Here is a 21,073-nt window from a genome sequence, read left to right as displayed (position 1 = left end):
CTCCCCGCTAGCGGCGGCGGGAGAACAGCGCCAGGGCCGCGGCCAGCAGCGCCGACAGCCCGCCCACCACCCTGGACAGCTCGACGGCCCTGGTCACGTGGCCCGCGTCGGGGTTGCGGCCGTGGCCCATCACCGCGCGGTCCTCGGCGCCGTAGGAGTACACGGTGCGCCCGCCGAGGCGGATCTCCAGCGCGCCCGCGAACGCCGCCTCCACCTGGCCCGCGTTGGGGCTGGGGTGCGCCGACGCGTCGCGCCGCCACACCTCCCACGCCTCGGCGGCCGAACCGCCGACGACCGGGGCCGCGGCCACCGTGAGCAGCGCGGCGGCGCGCGAGGGGACGAGGTTGGCCAGGTCGTCCAGCCTGGCGGCGGCCCAGCCGAAGCGCTGGTAGCGGGGCGAGCGGTGGCCGATCATCGCGTCCAGGGTGTTGACCGCGCGGTAGGCCAGCAGGCCCGGCACGCCCGCGACCGCGCCCCACAGCAGCGGCGCGACGACCGCGTCGGACGTGTTCTCCGCGACGGACTCGACGGTGGCCTTGGCCAGCGCGAGCGTGTCCAGGGCCGCGGGTTCGCGGCCGCACAGGTTCGGCAGCCGGTCGCGCGCGGCGGTGAGGTCGCCCTCGTCGAGCTCACGGCCCATCGCCGTGCCCTCCTTGGCGAGCGACGTGCCACCGAGGACGGCCCAGGTCGCCGCGGCCGTCGTGAGGGTCCTGACCAGCTCGTTGCGACCGCTCAGCCGCTCCACGACCACGCCGAGCGCGACGACGCCGCCCGCGAGCAGCGCGGTGTGCCCGGCACCGGCCGCCCGGCTGTCCCGGTACGTGCTCTCCTCGGCCGCCCCGGCGGCTCGACCGAAGAACGCCACCGGGTGATGTCTCCGGGGGTCGCCGAAGACCGCGTCCGCGGCTACTCCCAGCAACAATCCGGCCGCTCGTCCCACGCCCAAGGCAGACCTCCCCGAAGTCGACACGGCACCGTATAGCGTCGGCCGTCACCCGTTCGAGGTAGGGGCGCGGTTCCCGATGTCCGGGACTGTCGGTGGCCGGCGTTAGGGTGCCGACCGTGGAACCAGCAGGCCGGTTGAAGCTCTACGCGTACCTCGACGCGCGCGACCACCAGCGCACCTACCTGGCGATCATGCGTCTGTTCACGTCCACCCTGCTCGCCGACCTGTCCGCCGGGGAGGTCGCGGGGGCGCTCGCGGGAGCGGAGCGGCTGGGCACCGTGGACGCGGGCGAGTCCCGGATCGAGAACGTGATCAACCGGCTGAAGCAGCTGGTGGAGTGGGGCAACCTCGTGCAGGGGCGGCGGGAGGTCGTCGCGGCGAGCATCGCCGAGTTCCAGCACGGCAGCGTCCGCTACCAGGTGAGCAAGCTCGCGGTGCGGGTCCAGCGCGACGTCGACCAGCTCCTGCGGGTGCCCGAGGGCGCGCGCGAGGTGTCGCGGGAGCTGCTGCCCGCGATCGAGCGCGGGCTCGGCGAGCTGGGCGGCGCGCTGTCCGAGGCGCTGGTCACCGGCGAGGGCAGGCGGTCGCGGGAGGTGTTGGCCGAACGGGTGACGACGGTCTTCCTCCAGCACGCCGAGCTGGCGGCCACGGTGCGTGACTTCTACGCGTACCTCGGCCAGGTCGTGACGCGGCACCACCTGGCGCCCGAGGAGATCTCCGGGTTCCGCAACCTGCTGGTCGAGTACATCCAGATGGTGGTGGAGGACGTGCTCCGGCACACCCCGGCCATCGCGGACGCCCTGGCCGGGCTCGCGCGGGCCCGCGGCGAGCTGCTGCGGCTGCTCGGCGGCACGGAGGGGCTCGGCGGCGAGGTCGAACGGGCGCGCGGCCGGTCCGCGGCGGACTGGTCGGAGCTGACGGGCTGGTTCGTCGACCGCCCCGGCCACCCGAGCCAGGTCACGGCGCTGCGCGAGGCGACGGCGCGGGCCATCGGGTCGCTGCTGGCGTCGGTGAAGCGCGCGACCTCCGGCGGCGGGCTGCTGCCGGGCAGGCGCGCGGAGCTGCTGAAGCTGGCGGCGTGGTTCGACTCCGGCACCCGCGAGCGGGGCCACGAGCTGTACGCGGCGGCGTTCGGCCTGTACTCGGCGCGGCACGTGCTGCCCGCGCCGGAGCACGACAGCGACAACGAGCGCACGGCGTGGCGCGACGGGCCGGTGCGGGACGTGACGGTGAGCGTCCGCAGCCGGGGCGACCGCGGCGCGCGCGGGCGGACGTCGCGGATCCTGGACGACCCGATCACCGAGCAGTCGCTGCTGGCCGCGGCCCGCGAGGCGGACGAGCACCGGGCCGCGTCGGTGGCCGAGCTGGCCTCGGCGGCTCCCCGGCTCGACTCGACGACGCTGTCCGGCGACGCGCTGGGCGTGCTGTGCGAGCTGCTGACGCTGGCGATGGCGCAGCGGGAGAGCGCGGTCGACTCCGGGTCGGCGGCCGACCCGGTGCGCGGCCTGCGGGTCACCGTCGACCACGCGCCCGGCGAGACCACGAGGATCACCTCGGCGGCGGGCACGCTGACCCTGCACGACGCGCGCTTGGCGCTGAGCGGATGAGCACGCCGCTGGACGACCTCCCCGACATCGACGCGGCGAACGTGGTGCGCTGCGCCCGCACGCTGCTGCGCAGGCCGCTGCTGCGCGGCGACGGCCCGGACGGCGAGCTGCTGGCGCTGGTGTACCGGCACCGGTTCGCGCTCCAGGACCTGTTCGCGGGCCTGCTCGGCTACCGGCTGGTGGTGGAGCGCCGGTTCGCGCGGCTGTACAAGGCCGGGCCGGGGGTGGACGACACCCGCGGCGTGCCGGGGATGTCGCCGCGCGGGTACGCCTACCTGGCGCTGACGCTGGGGGTGCTGACCGGCGTCGGCAGGCAGGCCCTGCTGTCGCGGCTGGTGTCGGACGTGCGGGCCGCCGCGGCCGAGGCCGGGATCGACGTGGTGGACGACGTGGTCGACCGGCGGGCGCTGACGGCGGCGCTGCGGCACCTGGTGTCGCTGGGCGTGCTGCACGAGACCGAGGGCCAGGTCGGCGCCGACCTCCAGACCGAGGCGCTGATCACGATCGACACCGACCTGCTGGGGCAGCTGCTGACCGGGCCGGTGGCCGAGGCCGACTCGCCGGAGCGGCTGGTCGCGCTGGCGGCCAGGCCGGGGCCGCGCGGCGTCGAGCACGCGGTGCGGCGCAGGCTGGTGGAGACGCCGCTGGTGCTCTACGCCGACCTGCCGCCCGACCAGGCCGACTGGTTGCGGCGCAACCAGCGCAAGGAGTCCGTGCTGCTGGAGAAGTGCTTCGGGCTGTTCACCGAGTCGCGCCTGGAGGGCGTGCTCGCGGCCGACCCCGAGGACTACCTGACGGACATGTACTTCCCCGGCACGTCGACGGTCGCGCGGCTCGCCCTGCTGGCGCTGCCGTCACTGCTGGAACTGGAGCACGACGCCGCCGACGAGCCGATCACGCGGCCCGACGGCAGGCACCCGGTGGCGGTCGCCCGGCTGCGGGAGGTGCTGGACCAGCTGGTCGAGGACTACCCGGCGGCCTGGTCGAAGCAGATCGTCGACGACCCGACCAAGCTCGCCGTCGAGGTGGCGGAGCTGCTGCGCCGCATGGGCCTGGCCGTCGAGTGCGACGACGGCTGGCTGCTGAACCCCGCCGCGCACCGGTGGATACCCGAACCGGACGGCGATCCCGAGCGCGAGGTCGCCGCCCCCGCCCCGATCGAGCCCGAAGTGCCGAGCTGGTCATTGTTCGACGAGGAGAACGTGTCGTGACGCTGGGGCGGGACAGGTGGCGGCTGCACCGCGGCGGCATCGTCAACGTGTGGCAGTACGCCGAGCAGACGTTCGACTTCTCCGGCGGACGCGCGATCTTCCAGGGCACCAACGGGTCCGGCAAGTCGCGGACGCTGGAGCTGCTGCTGCCGCTGTGCCTGGACGGCGACCTGCGGCAGGTCGGTTCGAAGGGCTTCGACACGGTCAGCCTGCGGCGGCTGATGCTGGACGACTACAACGGCGGCCCGAACCGGATCGGCTACGCGTGGATCGAGCTGCGCCGGGTCGTCGACGGCGTCGAGGAGTTCCTGACCTGCGGGCTGGGCGTGAAGGCGTCCAAGACGTCGCAGGCGATCACCGACTCGTGGCGGTTCATCACGCGTGCGAGGGTCGGGCACGACCTGCACCTGGCGGGCCACGAGCGGATCCCGCTCGGCCCGGCGCACCTGCGGGAGGCGATCGGCGCGGACTGCGTGCTGGAGGACGCCGCGTTCCGCGCGAAGGTCGCCGAGACGGTCTACGGCGTCCCGGCCGCCCGGTACGGCGACCTGCTGCACCTCCAGCGCACGCTGCGGAACCCCGACGTCGGCCTGAAGGTCCTGGAGGGGCAGCTGGAGCAGATCCTGTCCGACGCGCTGCCGCCGCTGGACCAGACGATGGTCGAGCAGCTGGCGACGTCGTTCGACGACCTGGAGTCGATCCGGGAGAACATCACCCGGCTGTCGTCGGCGGACGCCGCGCTCGGCACGTTCCTCAAGACCTACTCCGACTACGCGTTCGGCGGGCTGCGCTCGTCGGCCGAGCGGCTGCGCGGCGCCGAGGACGCGGTGCGCAAGCTCGCGCGCGCCTGCGCCCGGCTGGAGGGCGACCTGGAGCGGACGCGGTCGTCGCGCGCCGAGGCGGAGAGCGCCCAGGCCGCGCTGGAGACCGGTGAGGAGCAGGCCGAGGAGACGATCGCGGCGCTCAAGGAGCTGCCCGCGTTCCGCGACCTCCAGGACCTCCAGACCCGCGAGAAGCTCGTGGCGGAGAAGCGGTCGTCGGCCGTGGCCGCGCTGGAGATGGCGAACAAGCAGCGGCTCCAGGAGGACGGTGCCGTCGAGGCCGTGCTGCGGTCGCTGCGGCGGCTCCGGGAGGAGCTGGGGTCGGCCGACGAGCTGACCGAGCCGCTGCGCCAGCAGCTCAGGGCGGCGGGCCTGGACCCGTCGCCCGCGCCCGCCGTGCCGGAGGTGCCGCACGCCGAGGCGTCCGTGACCTCGCACCTCGTGCGGGTGAAGCCCGACCCGGAGGCGGAGCCGCTGCCGACGGAGCGGCGCGTGCCGCCCTCGGTGCCCGCGGACGCGGTGCTGGCCGGGCTGGAGACGGCCGTGGACGCGGCCTCGCGGATCGCGTCGTCGGCCCGGCAGCGCGGCGCGCTGGCGCTCGCGCTGCACCAGCGGGCCGGTGAGCTGGACCGCGAGCGGCAGAAGGTCGAGGCGCTGCGGCAGAAGGCGAAGGACGCCCAGGCCACCGCGGCCGAGGCCTCCTCGTTGCGCGACCGGGAGGGTCGTGAGCTGGCGGCGGTCGCGCGGACGTGGCTGGAGGAGGTCGAGCGCTGGTGCGGCGCGGGCCCGCTGGCGGACGGCCTGCCGAACCGGTCGTTCGAGCTGCCCGAGGCCGTCGACCCGGAGGTAGCGCGGACCGTGACGGCCGCGGCGCGGGAGTGGACCGCTCCCCTGGTCCGCGCGGCGCGGGACGCGGCGCAGGCGTTCGTGCTGCGGCAGGAGGAGCTGCGCGGCCGGATCGACCGGCTCGACGCCGAGCTGGCCGGGCTGCGCTCCGGCGAGGAGCGGGCGCCGGAGCCCGGCCGCTACGTGTCGTCCTCGCGCGACCCGCTGACGGGGACGCCGTTCTACCGGCTGGTCGACTTCCACGCGGGTGTGGACGACGCCGGGCGGGCCGGGCTCGAATCGGCGCTCCAGGCGAGCGGGCTGCTGGACGCGTGGGTGGCGGTCGACGGGGCGGTCGCCGACGACGTCACCGCGACCCCTCGGGAGGCCGTCACCGGGCCGTCGCTGGCGTCGGTGCTGGTCCCGGCCGTGGAGCCGGGGTCCGTGGTGCCCGCCGAGGTGGTCGCGGGGCTGCTCGCGGCGGTGTCGCTGGACACCGGGAGCGGGCTGGCGCTGTCGACCGACGGGCGCTGGCGGGCGGGCGTGCTCGGCGGCTCGTGGCGCAAGCCCGCCGCGGAGTTCATCGGCGCGGGAGCGCGGGAGTCCGCCCGGCGGCGCCGGATCGGCGAGCTGGAGGACGAGCTGGCCGAGCTGCGCGGTGAGCTCGGCGTGGCGGAGGGCGAGCTGGCGGGTGCGCGCGACCGCGTGACGCGCTGGGAAGCGCACCTGGACGGCTTCCCGTCCGACGGCGACCTGATCGCCAAGCACAGCCGGGAGCAGGCCGCGCGCGAGTCGGCCGACCGCGCCGGGGCCAGGGCGCGGGAGCTGCGGGCGGAACTGGACGAGGCGCAGGCGCGCGGCGAGGCCGTGCGCGGCGAGCTGGTGCGGCAGGCCGGTGAGGCCGGGCTGCCCGCGGAGACCGAGGGGCTGCGGCAGGCCCAGCAGGCCGCGGGCGACGCGCAGCGGACCGCGGACCGGCTGGGCGACCTGCTGCGCAGGCAGTGCCGGGGTGCCGTGACGGACCTGACGGACGCGACCCACCGCTTCCACGCGGCGGGCGAGGACCGGGCCGCCGCGGAGGCCGACGCCGAGAGCCGCTGCGTCGACCACGCGACGCAGGCCACGACGTTGGCCGAGCTGACCGAGGCGATCGGCGGCGAGGCGCGCGAGATCGCCGCCCAGCTCAGCTCGCTGGAGTCGACGCGGCGGAAGCTCCGCGAGGACCTGAAGTCGACGCGCGAACAGGTCGTGTCGGCCCGCGAGCAGGCGGCGAAGCTCGAAGCGCAGCTCGACGGGGCCCGCGAGCAGCTGGCGGGCGCCACCGCCGACGAGGCCCGCGTGGCCGAGCTGTTCCGGGCGACCGTCGCGGCGCCAGGCATCCTGGTCGCCGCGCTGCCGGACGCGGCCGACGACCTGGAGGCGATCCGCGAGGCCATCACGGCCGCGGGCGACCGGCGCGGCGCGGGCGAGGCCACGGTGATCACCAGGTTGCAGGCGTTGCAGACGTCGCTCGCGGGCAGCCACGACATCGCCGCCGAGCAGCACGCGGGGCTGCTCACCGTGACCGTGACCGGCGAGGAGGGCACCCGTCCGGTGGCCGTCGCGGCGAGGCAGGTGACGGCGAAGCTGGCCGACCAGCGCGGTTTCCTCAACGAGCAGTACCAGGGTGTGTTCGCGGACTACCTGATCCGCGACCTCGCCGAGTGGCTGCGCGGGCAGGTGGCCGTCGCCGAGGACCTGTGCAAGCGGATGAACGACGTCCTCAGCAGGGCGAGGTCCAGCCAGGGCGTGCACGTGAAGCTGTCGTGGAAGCCGTCGTCCGCGCTGGACGAGGAGACGCGCGGCGCGCTGGCGCTGGTGCGCGAGCCGTTCGCGAACCGGACGCCGGAGCAGGACGAGGCGCTGCGGCGGGTGTTCACCGAGCGGATCGAGACCGAGCGCGACGCGGACTCGGGCAACTACGCCGAGGTCCTGTCCCGCGCCCTCGACTACCGGACGTGGCACCAGTTCACCGTCACCGTCGGCGACACCGGCCCGGACGGCAACCCTCGTGAGCGGCGCCTGAAGCAGCTGTCGTCCGGCGAGACCAGGCTCATCTCGTACGTGACCCTGTTCGCCGCGGCGGCGTCGTTCTACGACGCGGTGGGCAGCGGCGAGGAGTCGTTCGACCCGCTGCGGCTGGTGCTGCTGGACGAGGCGTTCGAGCGCCTCGACGACCCGACGATCGCCCGCATGCTCGGCCTGCTCGTGGACCTCGACATGGACTGGGTCATCACCTGGCCCAGCGGCTGGGGAGTCTCCGACAAGATCCCGAGGATGCACATCTACGACGTCCTCCGCCCCCGCAACGGCCGCGGCGTCGCCTGCACCCAGACGACGTGGGACGGAGCGGCGCTGGACCGGGTCGACCCCTGATGGCGTTCGGTGCGCGGCCTGCTCGGCTCGCCGGACGAAGGCGCGTCGCACGGGATCGCTCCGGGGTGGGCGGAACCGCGGTGGACAGGGTTGCCCTCGACGGCGCTCGGTCCACGGGGCCTGCCCGGCCTGACGGGAGAAGCGCTCCCGCTGTCGAGCAGGCTCGCACGAGCGCCAGTGTGGGCATCTGGGACGGAGCCGCGCTGGACCGGGCCAACCCCTGACGACGCTCGGTCCACGGGGCCTGCCCGATCCGCCGGAAGCAAAGCGCGGCGAGCAGGCTCGCACAGGGCGTCAGCAAGGCAGCAAGGCAGCAAGGCAGCAAGGAGAGGTTCGCCGAGGCGAGCGAGCGTCGCCGACAGTGGCGGACAGCGTGGTCATCGCCTCACGGCTGGGAGCGGATCACGTTCCGCGGAGCGTGAACCGGGTCGAGCGGGTGAGCGGCCGCGTCGGACGCTCCGGCTACGACGTCCTGCCGCCCCGCACCGGACGCGGTGTCGCCTGCACCCAGACGACCTGGGCCGGAGCCGCGTTGGACCTGGTCGATCCGTAGCGGTAGCCGCCGTGCTCCACGGTCGCGGTGGTCGACGAAATCCGCGCACGAAAGCGGTCCGGGTGTCGGGGGCCGTCGAGGAGATCACACATGTGACTGTCCTGTCGCAGTAGCGGGGAGGCGTCTTCGTCTGGACGCTTCCACCGCCGTCGGCACGGGTACCAGCATGAACACCGGCCCCTTAATCTCGTCATAACCTTCGTGACGACTTGACCACGGGGCTGGGAGGCGGGTCAACAATGATCAACAAAGCCTGCCCGAACACGCCTTCGGAGGCTTCCCGGATGAACGCTCGGTGATTGTGCGCGGCGTTTGAGGGGTAGACCGGTCGGTATCAGTGGTCTTGCGGGGTCGGCGGGTGGGCGCGACCACGCGCCGTTGTCCCATACGGGTTCACTGACCTGCGGTTTTCACATCTTCCCGACCACCTGGCCCGAAACCGATTTCACTGCCCGAAAACGGGTGGAATCGGCGGTCGTAAGCTGTTGTGGTGGATGACGAACTACGGGGTCGCTGGTCCGATTCTGCGTTGGTCGGTTTTTGGGGGTCGACGCTCGACACGATGGAGTCCGGGCGGTCCGCGTTCAGTTTTCGGGTCGAGGACCGGGTGACCGCCGAGGCGCTCGGGGCGGTGTTGCACAAGGCGATCGGTTTTCCCGCGCGGCGGCAGGTGTCGTTGGTGCGGTTGGACGAGCACCTGCGCGTGGAGGGGGTGTCGCTCGTGGAGGTCCTCGAAGAGGTGCACCAGCGGTCGGTTCGGCGGCCCGCCGGGCAGATGGCGTGGCGGTCGCAGTGGCTCGCGCAGGTCAGGCGGTACGACGAGGTGCCCGCCGCGCTGTTCGACGACGTGGTGGCACGGGCCGACGCGGTGCTCGCGACCGTCCTCGGCGGGGCGCCGTGGGACTGGCCCGCGGAACTGGACGACCCGCTGGTGCGCAGGGTCGTCGTTCGGGCCGTCGGGCTGGCGCGGGGTGTGTCGGCGCCCGTCGACGAGCCCGCGCTGTGGCGGTCAGCCGGTTGGGCGCATCAGGGCGGCTGACCGGACGCCTCCCGCGCCGAGGAACTCGGCCACCGGCAGGGTGGCCGCGCCCATCGCCACCGACTCGGTGCCCAGCTCGCACAGCTTGATCTTCGCCTGCTGGTACGGGTGGTGCAGGGCGTGCTTGGCGGCCACCTCGCGGATGGCGGGCAGCAGCTGCTCCCCGAGCAGCAGACCGGCCCAACCACCCACTATGACCCGTTCCGGGTTGAACAGGTTGATCAGGTTGCCGATGCCCGCGCCCGCGTAGCGGGCGGTTTCGTCCAGCACCTCCCTGGCCGCCCGCGAGTCCTCGGCCAGCAGTTCGCGGAGCGCGACCTCCTCGTCGACGATCCCCGGCGGCAGGCCCGCGGCTTCGCGGTGGCGACCCAGCACCCCCTTGGCGCCGATGTACGCCTCCAGGCACCCGTTGGCGCCGCAGCGGCAGGGCCTGCCGTCCAGGGACAGCGTGGTGTGCCCCCACTCGCCCGCACCGCCGGACGCACCGCGGTAGGGAACGCCGTCGGCGATGACGCTCGCGCCGACGCCGGATCCGATGAGGGCGATCACGGCGTTGCGGGCGCCGCGGCCCGCGCCGAACCACATCTCGGCCTGGCCCAGGGTGTTGGCGCCGTTGTCGATGAACAGCGGCAGGTCGGTGCCCGCCCGGAGCATCCGCTCCAGCGGGACGCCGTTCCAGCCGACGGTCTGGGCGTGGACCAGCAGTTCCGAACCGCGCTCCACCAGGCCGGGGACGCCGACCCCGACGCCGAGCAGCCTGCTGGGGTCGACGCCGCTGTCCTGCACGCACTGGTCGAGCCCGGCCAGGACGCGTTCGACGACCGCCTCGCCCCGGTTGGCGATCGTGTCCATCTGGAAGGTGCTCATGGCGAGCCTGCGGAGGGTGAGGTCGAAGACCTCGACCAGCACGTGGGTCTCACCCACGTCCACCCCCACGACGCAGGCGTGGTCGGGGTTGACGCGGAGCAGGACGCGGGGCCTGCCGCCGTCGGAGCCGACCAGTCCCGCCTCGACGACGACCTGGTCCTCGACGAGTTCACCGACGACGTTGCTGACCGACGCCTGGCTGAGCCCGGTGGCCCCGGCGAGTTCGTGACGGCTGAACTGGCCGTCGAAGTACAGCCTGCGCAACACGCGGGCGCGGTTGCTCGTCCTCAAGTCGCGCATCGTCCGCTTGCTCCGCTGCACTGTCTCTCCCCTTCGCCAAGCCTTGACGCCCCGAGGTCATCTGAGTTAAATCACATCTTGAAATAAGGCGTGATGCCGGACACCCCGACTATGCCAGCCGTCACCTGAACCCGGTAACGCAAGGTCGCCACCACGCCCCGCTGATCCTGACCAGCGGTCTGCCAGCACGGAACGAGGAACCCTGCCATGCCGAAGTCCTCGCCTCGAAGGTCCCTACTATCCGCGCTCGGCGCCGTCGCCCTCGCGGCGGCCGCCGTCGCCGTGCCGAACGCGACCACCGCCCGAGCCGCGGGTGAACAGGTCAACGTCTGGCTCACGTCCACCACCAGCGCCAACCGCGGGACGGGGGTCACGCGGGGCCTCCAGCAGCAGACGCCGGTGGCGTTCGCCGCGGGCACGGGCACCGGCGGCCAGACGATCACGGTCAACGAGAACACCCGCTACCAGACGTTCGAGGGCGGTGGCGCGTCGTTCACCGACAGCGCCGCGTGGCTCATGAACAGCAGCGGCATCCTCAGCGCGGCGACGCGCGAGGACACGATGAAGAAGCTGTTCGACCCGGTCAACGGCATCGGCCTGTCGATGACGCGCAACCCGATGGCGTCGACGGACCTCGCGCGGTTCGACTACTCCTACGACGAGACGTGCTGCGACGTCAACGACTTCACGATCAACCACGACCTCGCCGACGTGCTGCCGCTGACCAAGCGGGCCAAGGAGCTGAACCCGGCGCTGCGCGTGATGGCGTCCCCGTGGAGCGCGCCCGCGTGGATGAAGGACAACAACAGCATGCGGCAGGGCTGGCTGAAGGCCGAGCACTACGGCACCTACGGCCAGTACTTCGCGAAGTACGTGCAGGCCTACCAGTCGCGCGGCATCCCGATCGACTACGTGACGCCGCAGAACGAGCCGGGCTGCTGCCCCGGCTACCCGTCGATGCAGTGGAACACCGCGGGCCTGATCAACTTCACCAAGAACGGCATCTACCCGGCGTTCCGGGCGGCGGGGATCACCACGAAGGTGCTGATCTACGACTGGAACTGGGACGGCTACAACACCTGGGTGAAGCCGCAGCTCCAGGACCCCGGCATCGTCAACGACCCGCTGTTCGGCGGCATCGCCTGGCACGGCTACGTCGGTGACGTCTCCGCGCAGACCACGGCGCACAACGAGTTCCCGAACGTCAAGGCGTTCGACACCGAGCACTCCGGCGGCACCTGGATCACCGACCAGCACCGAGAGGACATGTTCAACATCATCGACTACACCCGCAACTGGGGCAGCTCGGTGGTGAAGTGGAGCCTCGCGATGGACGAGACCATGAACCCGCACAACGGCGGCTGCGGCACGTGCACCGGCTTCATCACCGTGCACAACAACGACAGCAGGCGCGGGCAGGTCGACTACACCGTCGAGTACTACACGATGGGCCACCTGACGAAGTTCGTGAAGCCGGGCGCGCAGCGCATCGAGACCAACGACAACGCGTCGGTCAAGAACGTGGCGTGGCGCAACACCGACGGCTCGAAGGCGCTGATCGCGTACAACACGACCGGCAGCACCCAGAACGTCAAGGTCAACTGGGGCGGCTCGTCGTTCGACTACAGCCTGCCCCCCAGGACGTCCGCCACGTTCACCTGGACCGGCGCGCAGAGCGGCACCCCGCAGCCCGTCGGCGGCACGATCACCGGTCTGGGCGGCAAGTGCCTGGACGTCGCGGGCGCGAGCAGCGCCAACGGCACGGCCGTGCAGCTCTACGACTGCAACGGCAGCACCGCGCAGAAGTGGGCCGTGGGCGCGGACGGCACGATCCGCGCGCTCGGCAAGTGCCTGGACATCAAGGACAACAGCACCGCGGACGGCGCGAAGCTCCAGATCTGGGACTGCGCGGGCGGCGGCAACCAGCGGTGGAACGTCACCGCGGCCCGCGACGTCGTGAACCCGGCGACGAACAAGTGCCTCGACGCGACCGGCAACTCCTCGGCGAACGGCACCCCGGCCCAGATCTGGGCCTGCACGGGTGCCGCGAACCAGAAGTGGACCGTCACCGCGTAGCGCACCGGGACCGAAGGGGGTGGGGGAGGCAGGCGGGCCTCCCCCACCCCCTTCGCCGCGTCCGAACGGGACGAACGGGCCGGTGCCGCCCTAGGAGGCCTCGGCCCAGGCGGAGATCATCCGGTAGGCGATGGACGCGCCGGGGGCCAGCAGCAGGTCCTCGACGCTGCCCGGCACGGCCAGGGCCTGCCGGACCTGCTCGCGGCTGACCCACTTGGCCTGGGCGATCTCGCCGTCGGCGGGCACGAGCCGCTCGGCGCGGTCGGCGACGGCGGTGAAGCCGACCATCAGCGACCGCGGGAACGGCCACGGCTGGCTGCCGAGGTAGCGGATCGAGGTGACGTTCACGCCGACCTCCTCGGCGATCTCCCTGGCGACGCACGCCTCCAGGGACTCGCCCGCCTCCACGAAGCCCGCGAGGACCGAGTAGCGGCCTTCCGGCCACCCCGCTCCCCTGGCCAGCAGCACGTTCTCGCCGTTGACGCCGACGCCGTCGTGGACCAGGCAGATGACCGCCGCGTCGGTGCGCGGGTACTCCTCGTGGGAGCACTCCGTGCAGACGCGGGCCCAGCCGGACTTGACCGGCTCGGTCGGCGAGCCGCACCGGGCGCAGAACCTCGCGGTGCGGTGCCACGCGAACGCCGCCACCGCCGAGGTCAGCAGACCCGCGCCGGTGTCGTCCAGCAGCGCGCCGACGGCCCGCAGGTCGAGCCACTGCGGTTCCTCGGTCAGCTCCGGGAACTGCCAGGTCCGCGCGGCCGTGACCTGGACGTCGGTCTCGTCGTCGGCGAGCGGGACGCCCCAGTACGCCACGCCGTCCTGCTCACCGAGCAGCACGGCGTCGGCGGGCGGGGCGTCGCCGAACTCGGGGGCGGGCTGGTCGACCAGCCGTGAGCCCTTGTCCGCCACCAGGGTGCGCCCGCGCCGGTCCACCACGAGCACGCGGGACTTCGGCCACAGCGCGGCCAGGCGCTCGGTGTCCGCCCGCAGCGGCTCGCTCCGGTCCACGGTGAACCGGGAGAGCGCGGACGGACCCAGCAGTTCGAACGGGTCGGTCACGGCAGCGCCACACCGCCCAGCGCCGTGAGCTGCGGCGCCAGCTTGTCCGCGTCGCCGACGAGCACGCCGGTGAACGCGGTGGGGGCGAAGAACTCCAGCGCCGCCGCGGCGACCTCCTCGACGGTGACCTTGGCGAGCCGCTCCGGGTGGGCGACGAACCAGTCGAGGTCGAGGCCGAGCCCGGCGAGGCTCACCAGGAACGACGCCAGGCCGCCCTGCGACGAGGTCGCGGTCAGCAGCGAGCCGACGGCGTACCGGCGGGCCACGTCCACCTCGTCGGCCGTCGGCGGCACGAGGCCGAGGCGGGCCAGCTCGTAGCGGGTCTCCAGCAGGGCCGCCGCCGTCACGTCGCTCGCGGTGTCCGCGTCGATCATCAGGCTGGCGCCGTGCGGGGTGAACTCCGAGTGCGAGCGGGCGCTGTAGGTGTACCCCTTGTCCTCGCGGATGTTCTCCACCAGGCGGGAGGAGAAGAAGCCGCCGTAGACCAGGTTCGCGAGCTGGAGCGCCGGGTACTTCGGGTCGGTCCGCTGGACCGCGCGGCCCGCGAGCCGGATCTGCGACTGCACGGCGCCGGGCCGGTGGACCAGCACGACGTCGCCGGGCGTGACCGGGGGCAGCGGGCTGATCGTGACGGCGGTGCCCTCGCCGGTCCACCCGGCCAGCACGGACTCGACGGTGCCGATGACGGCGTCCGGGTCGACGTCGCCGACCAGCACGAGCACGGAACCCCTGGGCAGCACGGCCTTCGCGTGCAGCGCCACGACCTCCTCGCGCGACACCCGCGCGACCTCCTCGGCCTCCGGCATCTCCTTGGCGAACGGGTGGTCGCCGTAGAGGTGCTTCTGGAGGGCCTCGCGGGCGATCACGTTCGGCTGCGAGCGGGCCAGCGCGATCCGCTCCACGAGGCGGTCGCGCTCGCGGTCCACCTCGTCGGCCGGGTAGGTCGCGCCGGTCAGCACGTCGCGGATCACGTCGAGGACGGTGTCCAGGCCCGTGGCCAGGACGCTGCCGGAGATGCTCAGCCGCTCGGGGTCCACGACCGCGTCCAGCTCCGAGCCGACCAGGGCCAGCTCGGTGTCGATCGCGATCCGGTCGCGGGTGGCGGTGCCGGTGAGGATGGTGTTCGCCAGCACCTCGGCCCACGCCGAGTGCTGCGAGCCGACGCTGGAGGCGGCCGGGTCGGCGAACGGGATCCGCAGGCGGACCTCGACCATCGGCACGGACGCGCGGCGGACCGCGATCACCCGCAGGCCGTTGGCGATCGTCGTGTCGACGGTGGACAGGTCGGCGGACGGGCGCTGCTCGCCGAGTTCCGGAAGCGGGCGGGGCCCCTGCTCCGTGCGGCCGATCTCGTCGGCGCTGCGGTGCGACACTGGGGCGGTCACTCGGTACCTCCGGCGTTGGCGGGGTTGACGATCAGGACGGCGCGCGAGTCGGGACGCAGGGCCTTCGCCGCGGCGGCGACCTCGTCGACGGTCACGGCGGCGATGCGGTCGGGCAGCTCGTGGATCAGCTCGGCGCGGCCGAACAGCAGCTCGGCCGACCCGAGGGCCAGCGTGCGGTTGGTGAGCCGGTCGTGCTCGCGGTGCATGGTGGACGCCCAGCGGGCCGTCACCTTGGCCAGCTCCTCGACCGTCGGCGGCTGCTCGGCGAGCAGCTGGAGCTCCTCGTCCAGCGCGGCGACGACCCGCTCGACCGGCACGTCCGGCGCGTGGATCGCGGTGATCGTGAAGCTGTCCGGGTCGCGCGCCTCCAGCGGGCCGAACAGGCCGCAGCCCGCGTTGATGTCCGTGACGATGGCGTCGCGGTGCACCAGCCGCTGCTGGAGCCGGGAGCCGTCGCCGTCGGTCAGCACGCCCGCCAGCACGAGGTAGGCGAGGTAGGCGTCCAGTTCGGTCACCGGGTCCGGGACGCGGTAGCCGATCGCGACGGCGGGGAACGGCGCGTGCGGGTCGGTCTGCTCGGCGCGGACCTCACCCTTGGGGGCGTCCTCGGCGAACGACGGGCGCTCGGGCACGGTCCGCGCGGGCACGTCGCCGAAGTGCTTCTCGACCAGTGCGCGGGCGTTGTCGACGGTGAAGTCGCCCGCCACCGTCAGCACGGCGTTGCCCGGCGCGTAGTAGGTGTCGAAGAAGGCGGCGCAGTCCTCGACGGTCGCGTTCTCCAGGTCGGTGAAGTCGCCGTAGCCGTTGTGGGCGTTCGGGAAGGTCTTGAACAGCACCGGCGGCAGCAGGATCCAGGGGAACCCGCCGTACGGCCGGTTCAGCACGTTGAGGCGGATCTCCTCCTTCACCACGTCGATCTGGTTGTTGAGGTTCTCCTGGGTGATCTTCGGTGCGCGCATCCTGTCCGCTTCGAGGAACAGCGCGCGCTCCAGTGCCGCCGACGGCAGCACCTCGTAGTAGTCGGTGTAGTCGGGGTGCGTCGACCCGTTGAACGTGCCGCCCGAGGACTGCACGTGCCGGAAGTGGGCCAGCTTCTCCAAGCTCTCGCTGCCCTGGAACATCAGGTGTTCGAACAGGTGCGCGAAGCCGGTGCGGCCCTCCGGCTCGGATCGGAAGCCGACGTCGTAGTGCACGCTCACGCCGACCACCGGGGCACTCGTATCGGGGGCGAGCACCACCCGCAGTCCGTTGGGGAGCGTGAACCTGTGCAGTTCGGGTAGCGCCATGAAAGCAGCCTACGGCTTCTGGCCCCGGAGTGATCGGAGGTGCCCCGCCTGGGCGAGCACACCGTCGAGCGCGCCGAGGAACGCCGGGAAGTGCCGCGCGAACCGGCCGAGGTCCGGACTGCTCTCGGACTCCCCGAACCAGTAGAGGCCGGGTGTGCCGCCCGCGCCGGACGGGAGGGGCGCGAACGCGCCGAGCCAGCGGTCCGTCGCCCCGAGCACCACCGCGTAGGGCAGGGAGCGGGAGAAGACCATCTCGCGGTCGGACTCGGGGATGTCGCCCGGCGAGACCGAGTGGAGGTAGCCGCGCAGGCCGCGGACGTGCTCCAGCAGCGCGCTGCCGCGCTTGGTCCTGGCGGGCATCGAGCGGGCGCCGACCGTGAGCGCGAGGCCCGCGACCACGACGACCAGGCCGAGCAGCGCCGCGCCGCCGCTGAACGCGAGACCGACGGTGAGACCGACCCCGGCCACCGCCAGCACCACCCCGTAGAGCGACCACCGGCCGCGGACGGCGTCCGGGCGGCGGGTGAACCAGTTCTTCTCGACCACGTCGGTGTAGAGGCGGTCCCGCACCTCGCCGAGGTCGATCTTGCGGCCGCGCAGCTCGGAGACCAGCACGGAGTCGGTGCCCTCCGGCAGCAGCGCCTCGAAGACCGCGCGCTCGTAGCCGGACAGCGAGTCGTCGACCGGGTTGCGCCGGACCAGGGTCCAGTCCAGCACCCCGCCAGCCGACCCGACCTCGGAGATCCACAGGTAGTTGCGGACGGCGAGGTCGATGATCGTCGCGGTCACGTCCACCACGTCGACGTGCTCGTCCACGACCGTGCCGACCTGGCCGGGCAGCACGCCGTCCGGCGAGGCGAACGCGACCCCGCCGCCGGGGCCCGCGACCAGCACGTCGACCGGTCCGACGTCGGCGGCCAGCGCGCGGGCGTCGCGGCCGCGCAGGAACCAGAGCAGGACGAAGCCGCCGACCAGCGCGACCACCAGCACCAGCAGCGCCACGGCGCTCGCCGGGGTGAGGGCGAACGCGGCGGCGAGGCCCCCGCTCTCCACGACCCTGGCGTTCGCGGGCGCGGCCCCGTCCTGGAGGCCGACCGCGATGTCGACCCGGTCGCCGGGCGGCAGGTCGATCTCCTTCGCGCGGACGCCTCGGCCGTCGCCGAGCTCGGCGGTCGTGCACGGCGACGACGAGCCGGGCGGACCGGCCAGGCAGGTCACCGACCTGGGCGCATCCGGTGCGATGACCGACATCGACACCGAGTCGAGGGGGGTGTCCCAGCCGCTCGCGGGCTGCCAGCGCAATTCCAGGGTGTCACCGATTTGAGCGACTGCGCCCACCAGCACGTAGTGAATAGTGGAGGTGCCGGAGTTGACCGAGACGGTGAACTCCTCGGCGTTCGCGGACGCCGAGCCCGAGCCCTCGACGGAGGCGTCATTGATCTCGAACACCCGGTCCCGGTCCTCGCCGACGGCGATCCGCAGCGGCACCGTGCGCCGCGCGGTCGTGCCCTCCGGCACCGTGACGACCTCGGTGACGGTGACCTTGCCGTCGCGTTCCAACTTGAGCCGGACGTCGGTGCCGAAGGCGCCGGGGAGCGGTTGGCCGCTGGTGGGTTGGGCGAACGCGGGCCCGGTGAAACCGCACAGCGCGATGGCGCCGACCAGCGCCACTCCCCAGTTTTTCAACACGGCCGCGGACAATAGCGGAGTCCGCCTATGCTCTTGTGCTGATTCGGGTAGAAGCGATAATGGGGGAACCTCAACCAATGACGCAACCACCGCCGCCGGGTGGCTGGCCGCCACCCCGACCGGTAGGGCCGCCTCCGGTGCCCGCGCCATTGCACCCCCAGCAGCCCGCTCAGGGCCCGCCGCAGCAGTCGCAGTGGCCCGGCCTGCGCCCGCAGCCGCCGCAGGCCCGCCCGCCGGTGCCGCCGCCGCGCCCGGTCATGCCGCCGCCGGTGGCCGCGCCGCCGCCCAGCCCGTGGGGTCACCCGCCGCCACCTCAGCGGACGCGGTTCCAGCCCGGCCCGACCCCTCCCGGCCCTCCCGGTCCGCCCGGCTGGGGCCCGCCCCCGCAGTACCCGCCCTACCAGCCGAAGAAGAGCAGCGGCCCGCTCGTCGCGGGCGTCCTGTTCGCCGTCGCGATCCTCGGCATCGCGGTGATCGGCGTGGTCGCCGCGACCGGCACGCCGAACCGGGCCAGCGACGCCGGGTACTCCGGCTACTCGACCTACAGCTACACGCCCCCGACGACCACCACGACCACCGCCGCCACGACCAGCGGCGGTCGCGCCAGCACCAGCAGGCCGGCGACCGCGTCGGCCACCTCGTCCAAGCAGGCGGGTCCGAAGGCCGTCATCAAGCTCGGTGACAACCCGATCCACCAGCCCGGTCTCGGCGCGTTCGACATCGACGGCTGCGCGCTGCCCGGCATGGACTACTCCCCGGCCGGGCAGGACACCTTCCTGCGCGCCGCGCTGCCGTGCATCGAGAGCATGTGGAAGCCGTCGTTCACCAAGTCCAACCTGCCCTACCAGCCCGTCGAGCTGGTCATCGTCACGTCCACGATCACCAACCCGTGCGGCCAGATGGGTCCGGACCGCACCGCGATGTACTGCGACGGGACGATCTACTGGACGGCGAACTACTACGCGGGCGAGCAGGGCTCGAACAACCCGAACCACCCCGGCAAGTACCTCGGGCAGCTCGCGCACGAGTACGGTCACCACATCCAGTGGTTGTCCGGGATCCTGCGGGCCTCGGGCGAGGCGCAGTACGACAAGGGCGGCTGGGACACCCCGGCAGGCCTCGACCTGAACCGCCGCAAGGAGTTGCAGGCGACCTGCTTCGGCGGGATGACCCTCGCACCCCTTTCGCACGGTGCCATCCCGAGGGACGTGATCGACGTGGCGCTGCGCGACGCGAGCACCAGGGGCGACTACCCCGTGTACCCCACCCGCGACCACGGCGCGCCCGAGCGCAACGCCCAGTGGGTCATGGACGGGTTCACGAACAACGAGACGAGCGCCTGCAACACGTGGGTGTCGGACGCGCAGAGCGTCAGCTGAGCCCGTGGGCGACGAGGGCGTGACACCGCCGCGGGAGTCGGCAGGTGGGGGCGTCGTGGATGATGGTCGCCAGGTCAGCAGCGGTGGAGGGCTTCCTCCGGCTGTCGGACCCGGTGGTGGTGGCGTGGTCGGTGGCGACGGCGGGGTGGCTGTGCGGGCTGGTTCGGGAGCGGACGGGGTGCCGGAGGACTCGGCGGCGGGGTCGGCCGTCGGGGAGTCGGAGGCGGGCGTCGTGCCCGCGGACGGGACCGCTGACGACCCCGCGGTCGAGGGGGTCGCGGCCGAGCCCGACGCCCCGGTGACCGACGAGCCGGTGACCGACGCCCCGGTGGTCGACGAGCCTGCGGCCGACGCCCCGCCTCCGGTGGTGGCCGACGAGCCGGACACCTTCCTGACCGCCGAGGCCATGGAGTTCTTCGCGGTCGCCCGGAGCGGGACCGCCCCCGCCGAGAAGCCCCCGACCCCTCCGGTGGCCGGGACGCCGGTGGCCGGGACGTTCGGCGTGGCCGAGATCTTCCGCGCCGCCGAGGCCACCCAGTTCATCACCGCGCCCAAGCCGGAGGCGCCGTCCCCGGTCACCGAGCGGGTCGAGCCGGTCGGGGTCGTCCGCGATCCCGACGACGCCGAGACCGTGGTGTTCGCGGGCGTGCTGGACCTCGACGAGCCCGCCGAGCCCTCCGAGGCCGCGGTGGTGGTCGAGCACCGGGTGGTCGAGCAGCCGGGGAACAACCCGGCCGCGCTGGTCGGCGTGTTCACCATGATCCTCTGCGCCGTGCTCGGCCTGGGCCTGCTCAGCCGCATCGACGGCACCAGGCAGGTCCCCGGCCGCGCCGTCGCCGCCCCGTACACGGCGGCCATGGCCCCGACCAGCGCCGAGGCCGTGCGCCCCCGCCCCGTGCAACGCCTGGAGGACCACCCGCTCCTCCTCACCCCGAGGCCGCTGCCCGAGATCACCTGCGAACTGCCCGCGTTCGGCACCTCGGACCAGCAGCTGGCCGACTACTACGCCGCGGGCGTGGTCTGCCTGGACACCGCGTGGGCCCCGGTGCTGAAGGACGCGAACCTCCCGTTCGAACCGCCGTCGCTGGACGCCGCGCCGGAGCTGTCGAACGGCCCGTGCGGCGCCGCTCCCGCCTCCGAGGACGCCGTCGCCTACTACTGCGGGCGCAACCGGATGATCTACATGCCCACCAGCAGGCTGCGCGAGAACGGCGGCGGCGACCGCCCGGCCACGCACCTGGCGACGCTGGCGCACGAGTACGGCCACCACGTCCAGGCGATGACCGGGATGCTCCGCGCGGCCGACCTGAAGATCGTCAACGCGGGCGAGAAGACCCCGGCGGGCCTGGAGATGTCGCGCCGCATCGAACTCCAGGCGAACTGCTTCGCCGGCATGTTCCTCGGTGCCGCCGCGGGCCGGGGCTCGATCACGACCGACCTGGCCCGCCGCGCCGAGGAGGACTTCCAGTACGCGATGGAGGAGAGCCCGGAGAAGAACGCCCACGGCAGCCCGACCAACCAGGGCGACTGGGCGCTCAGCGGCTTCGAGGCCAACTCCACCGACGCCTGCAACACCTACGCCGCCCCGGCGGGCGCGGTCGGCTGACCCACCGCG

At 73.2% G+C, this 21,073-nt stretch carries 15 protein-coding genes; 8 read left to right on the top strand and 7 right to left on the bottom strand.

Annotation, left to right across the window (positions count from 1 at the left end; all coding sequences use genetic code 11):
* Positions 1 to 7 precede the first annotated feature (7 nt).
* Positions 8 to 946, bottom strand: a complete 939-nt coding sequence (locus AC156L_RS11565) for a cobalamin biosynthesis protein (protein WP_330883802.1) — start codon at positions 944 to 946, stop codon at positions 8 to 10.
* 116 nt (positions 947 to 1,062) lie between these two features.
* Between AC156L_RS11565 and AC156L_RS11560 the strand changes: the two genes are divergently transcribed.
* From AC156L_RS11560 to AC156L_RS11540, 5 genes are all read left to right on the top strand, one after another.
* On the top strand, positions 1,063 to 2,553 hold the full coding sequence (locus AC156L_RS11560) for a DUF2397 domain-containing protein (protein ID WP_330883800.1): 1,491 nt from the start codon (positions 1,063 to 1,065) through the stop codon (positions 2,551 to 2,553).
* On the top strand, positions 2,550 to 3,764 hold the full coding sequence (locus AC156L_RS11555; protein ID WP_330883798.1) for a TIGR02678 family protein: 1,215 nt from the start codon (positions 2,550 to 2,552) through the stop codon (positions 3,762 to 3,764). The genes AC156L_RS11560 and AC156L_RS11555 overlap by 4 nt, the downstream gene beginning before the upstream one ends.
* Positions 3,761 to 7,825, top strand: a complete 4,065-nt coding sequence (locus AC156L_RS11550) for a TIGR02680 family protein (protein WP_330883796.1) — start codon at positions 3,761 to 3,763, stop codon at positions 7,823 to 7,825. The genes AC156L_RS11555 and AC156L_RS11550 overlap by 4 nt, the downstream gene beginning before the upstream one ends.
* 418 nt (positions 7,826 to 8,243) lie before the next feature.
* Positions 8,244 to 8,378, top strand: coding sequence for a hypothetical protein (locus tag AC156L_RS11545; RefSeq protein WP_330883794.1), 135 nt, complete (start codon positions 8,244 to 8,246; stop codon positions 8,376 to 8,378).
* A gap of 562 nt (positions 8,379 to 8,940) precedes the next feature.
* A complete protein-coding gene (locus tag AC156L_RS11540) occupies positions 8,941 to 9,417 on the top strand; it encodes a hypothetical protein (protein ID WP_330883792.1) in 477 nt (158 codons plus the stop codon).
* Here the strand turns inward: AC156L_RS11540 and AC156L_RS11535 are convergent.
* Together AC156L_RS11535 and AC156L_RS11530 are read right to left on the bottom strand one after the other, a co-directional pair.
* Entirely contained in the window at positions 9,388 to 10,584 is a 1,197-nt protein-coding gene (locus AC156L_RS11535) for an ROK family transcriptional regulator (RefSeq protein ID WP_330883790.1), read from the bottom strand. The two genes, AC156L_RS11540 and AC156L_RS11535, sit on opposite strands and share 30 nt — an antisense overlap.
* Positions 10,585 to 10,655: 71 nt before the next feature.
* A complete protein-coding gene (locus AC156L_RS11530; protein ID WP_330883788.1) occupies positions 10,656 to 10,793 on the bottom strand; it encodes a hypothetical protein in 138 nt (45 codons plus the stop codon).
* Here AC156L_RS11530 and AC156L_RS11525 point away from each other — a divergent pair.
* Positions 10,792 to 12,660 carry a ricin-type beta-trefoil lectin domain protein gene (locus AC156L_RS11525; protein WP_414720127.1) on the top strand — a complete coding sequence of 623 codons (1,869 nt, stop codon included), beginning with the start codon at positions 10,792 to 10,794 and terminating at the stop codon, positions 12,658 to 12,660. The genes AC156L_RS11530 and AC156L_RS11525 overlap by 2 nt on opposite strands.
* Positions 12,661 to 12,750: 90 nt before the next feature.
* Here the strand turns inward: AC156L_RS11525 and nudC are convergent, their stop codons facing one another.
* From nudC to AC156L_RS11505, 4 genes are read right to left on the bottom strand one after another with little or no spacing between them, the layout of a single operon-like run.
* On the bottom strand, positions 12,751 to 13,719 hold the full coding sequence (nudC, locus tag AC156L_RS11520; protein ID WP_330883786.1) for an NAD(+) diphosphatase: 969 nt from the start codon (positions 13,717 to 13,719) through the stop codon (positions 12,751 to 12,753).
* Positions 13,716 to 15,104: a M16 family metallopeptidase gene (locus AC156L_RS11515; protein ID WP_484406804.1), complete on the bottom strand. Its 1,389-nt coding sequence runs from the start codon at positions 15,102 to 15,104 to the stop codon at positions 13,716 to 13,718. The genes nudC and AC156L_RS11515 overlap by 4 nt, the downstream gene beginning before the upstream one ends.
* Entirely contained in the window at positions 15,101 to 16,390 is a 1,290-nt protein-coding gene (locus tag AC156L_RS11510; protein ID WP_330880694.1) for a M16 family metallopeptidase, read from the bottom strand. The genes AC156L_RS11515 and AC156L_RS11510 overlap by 4 nt, the downstream gene beginning before the upstream one ends.
* A gap of 9 nt (positions 16,391 to 16,399) precedes the next feature.
* Positions 16,400 to 18,079, bottom strand: a complete 1,680-nt coding sequence (locus AC156L_RS11505) for a DUF2207 domain-containing protein (RefSeq protein WP_330880692.1) — start codon at positions 18,077 to 18,079, stop codon at positions 16,400 to 16,402.
* Between the two features lie 137 nt (positions 18,080 to 18,216).
* On the opposite strand from AC156L_RS11505, the gene AC156L_RS11500 reads away from it, so the two are divergent.
* Complete coding sequence (locus tag AC156L_RS11500; protein ID WP_330880690.1) at positions 18,217 to 19,458, top strand: neutral zinc metallopeptidase; 1,242 nt, start codon at positions 18,217 to 18,219, stop codon at positions 19,456 to 19,458.
* A 124-nt stretch (positions 19,459 to 19,582) separates the two neighbouring features.
* Positions 19,583 to 21,064 (top strand): neutral zinc metallopeptidase, encoded by a 1,482-nt coding sequence (locus AC156L_RS11495; protein WP_330880688.1) that lies wholly within the window; start codon positions 19,583 to 19,585, stop codon positions 21,062 to 21,064.
* Positions 21,065 to 21,073: the final 9 nt, after the last annotated feature.

The sequence above is a fragment of the Umezawaea sp. genome (assembly GCF_057122925.1).
Note: the sequence above shows the minus strand (reverse complement) of the source record. Positions and strands in the feature narration are given on the sequence as shown.

What these genes read in the sequence shown, in the direction of transcription:
- AC156L_RS11540 (WP_330883792.1), top strand. Translation starts at nt 8,941, where the DNA reads ATGGAGTCCGGGCGGTCCGCGTTCAGTTTTCGGGTCGAGGACCGGGTG.
- AC156L_RS11530 (WP_330883788.1), bottom strand. Translation starts at nt 10,793, where the DNA reads ATGGCAGGGTTCCTCGTTCCGTGCTGGCAGACCGCTGGTCAGGATCAG.
- AC156L_RS11535 (WP_330883790.1), bottom strand. Translation starts at nt 10,584, where the DNA reads ATGCGCGACTTGAGGACGAGCAACCGCGCCCGCGTGTTGCGCAGGCTG.
- AC156L_RS11525 (WP_414720127.1), top strand. Translation starts at nt 10,792, where the DNA reads ATGCCGAAGTCCTCGCCTCGAAGGTCCCTACTATCCGCGCTCGGCGCC.
- AC156L_RS11555 (WP_330883798.1), top strand. Translation starts at nt 2,550, where the DNA reads ATGAGCACGCCGCTGGACGACCTCCCCGACATCGACGCGGCGAACGTG.
- AC156L_RS11510 (WP_330880694.1), bottom strand. Translation starts at nt 16,390, where the DNA reads ATGGCGCTACCCGAACTGCACAGGTTCACGCTCCCCAACGGACTGCGG.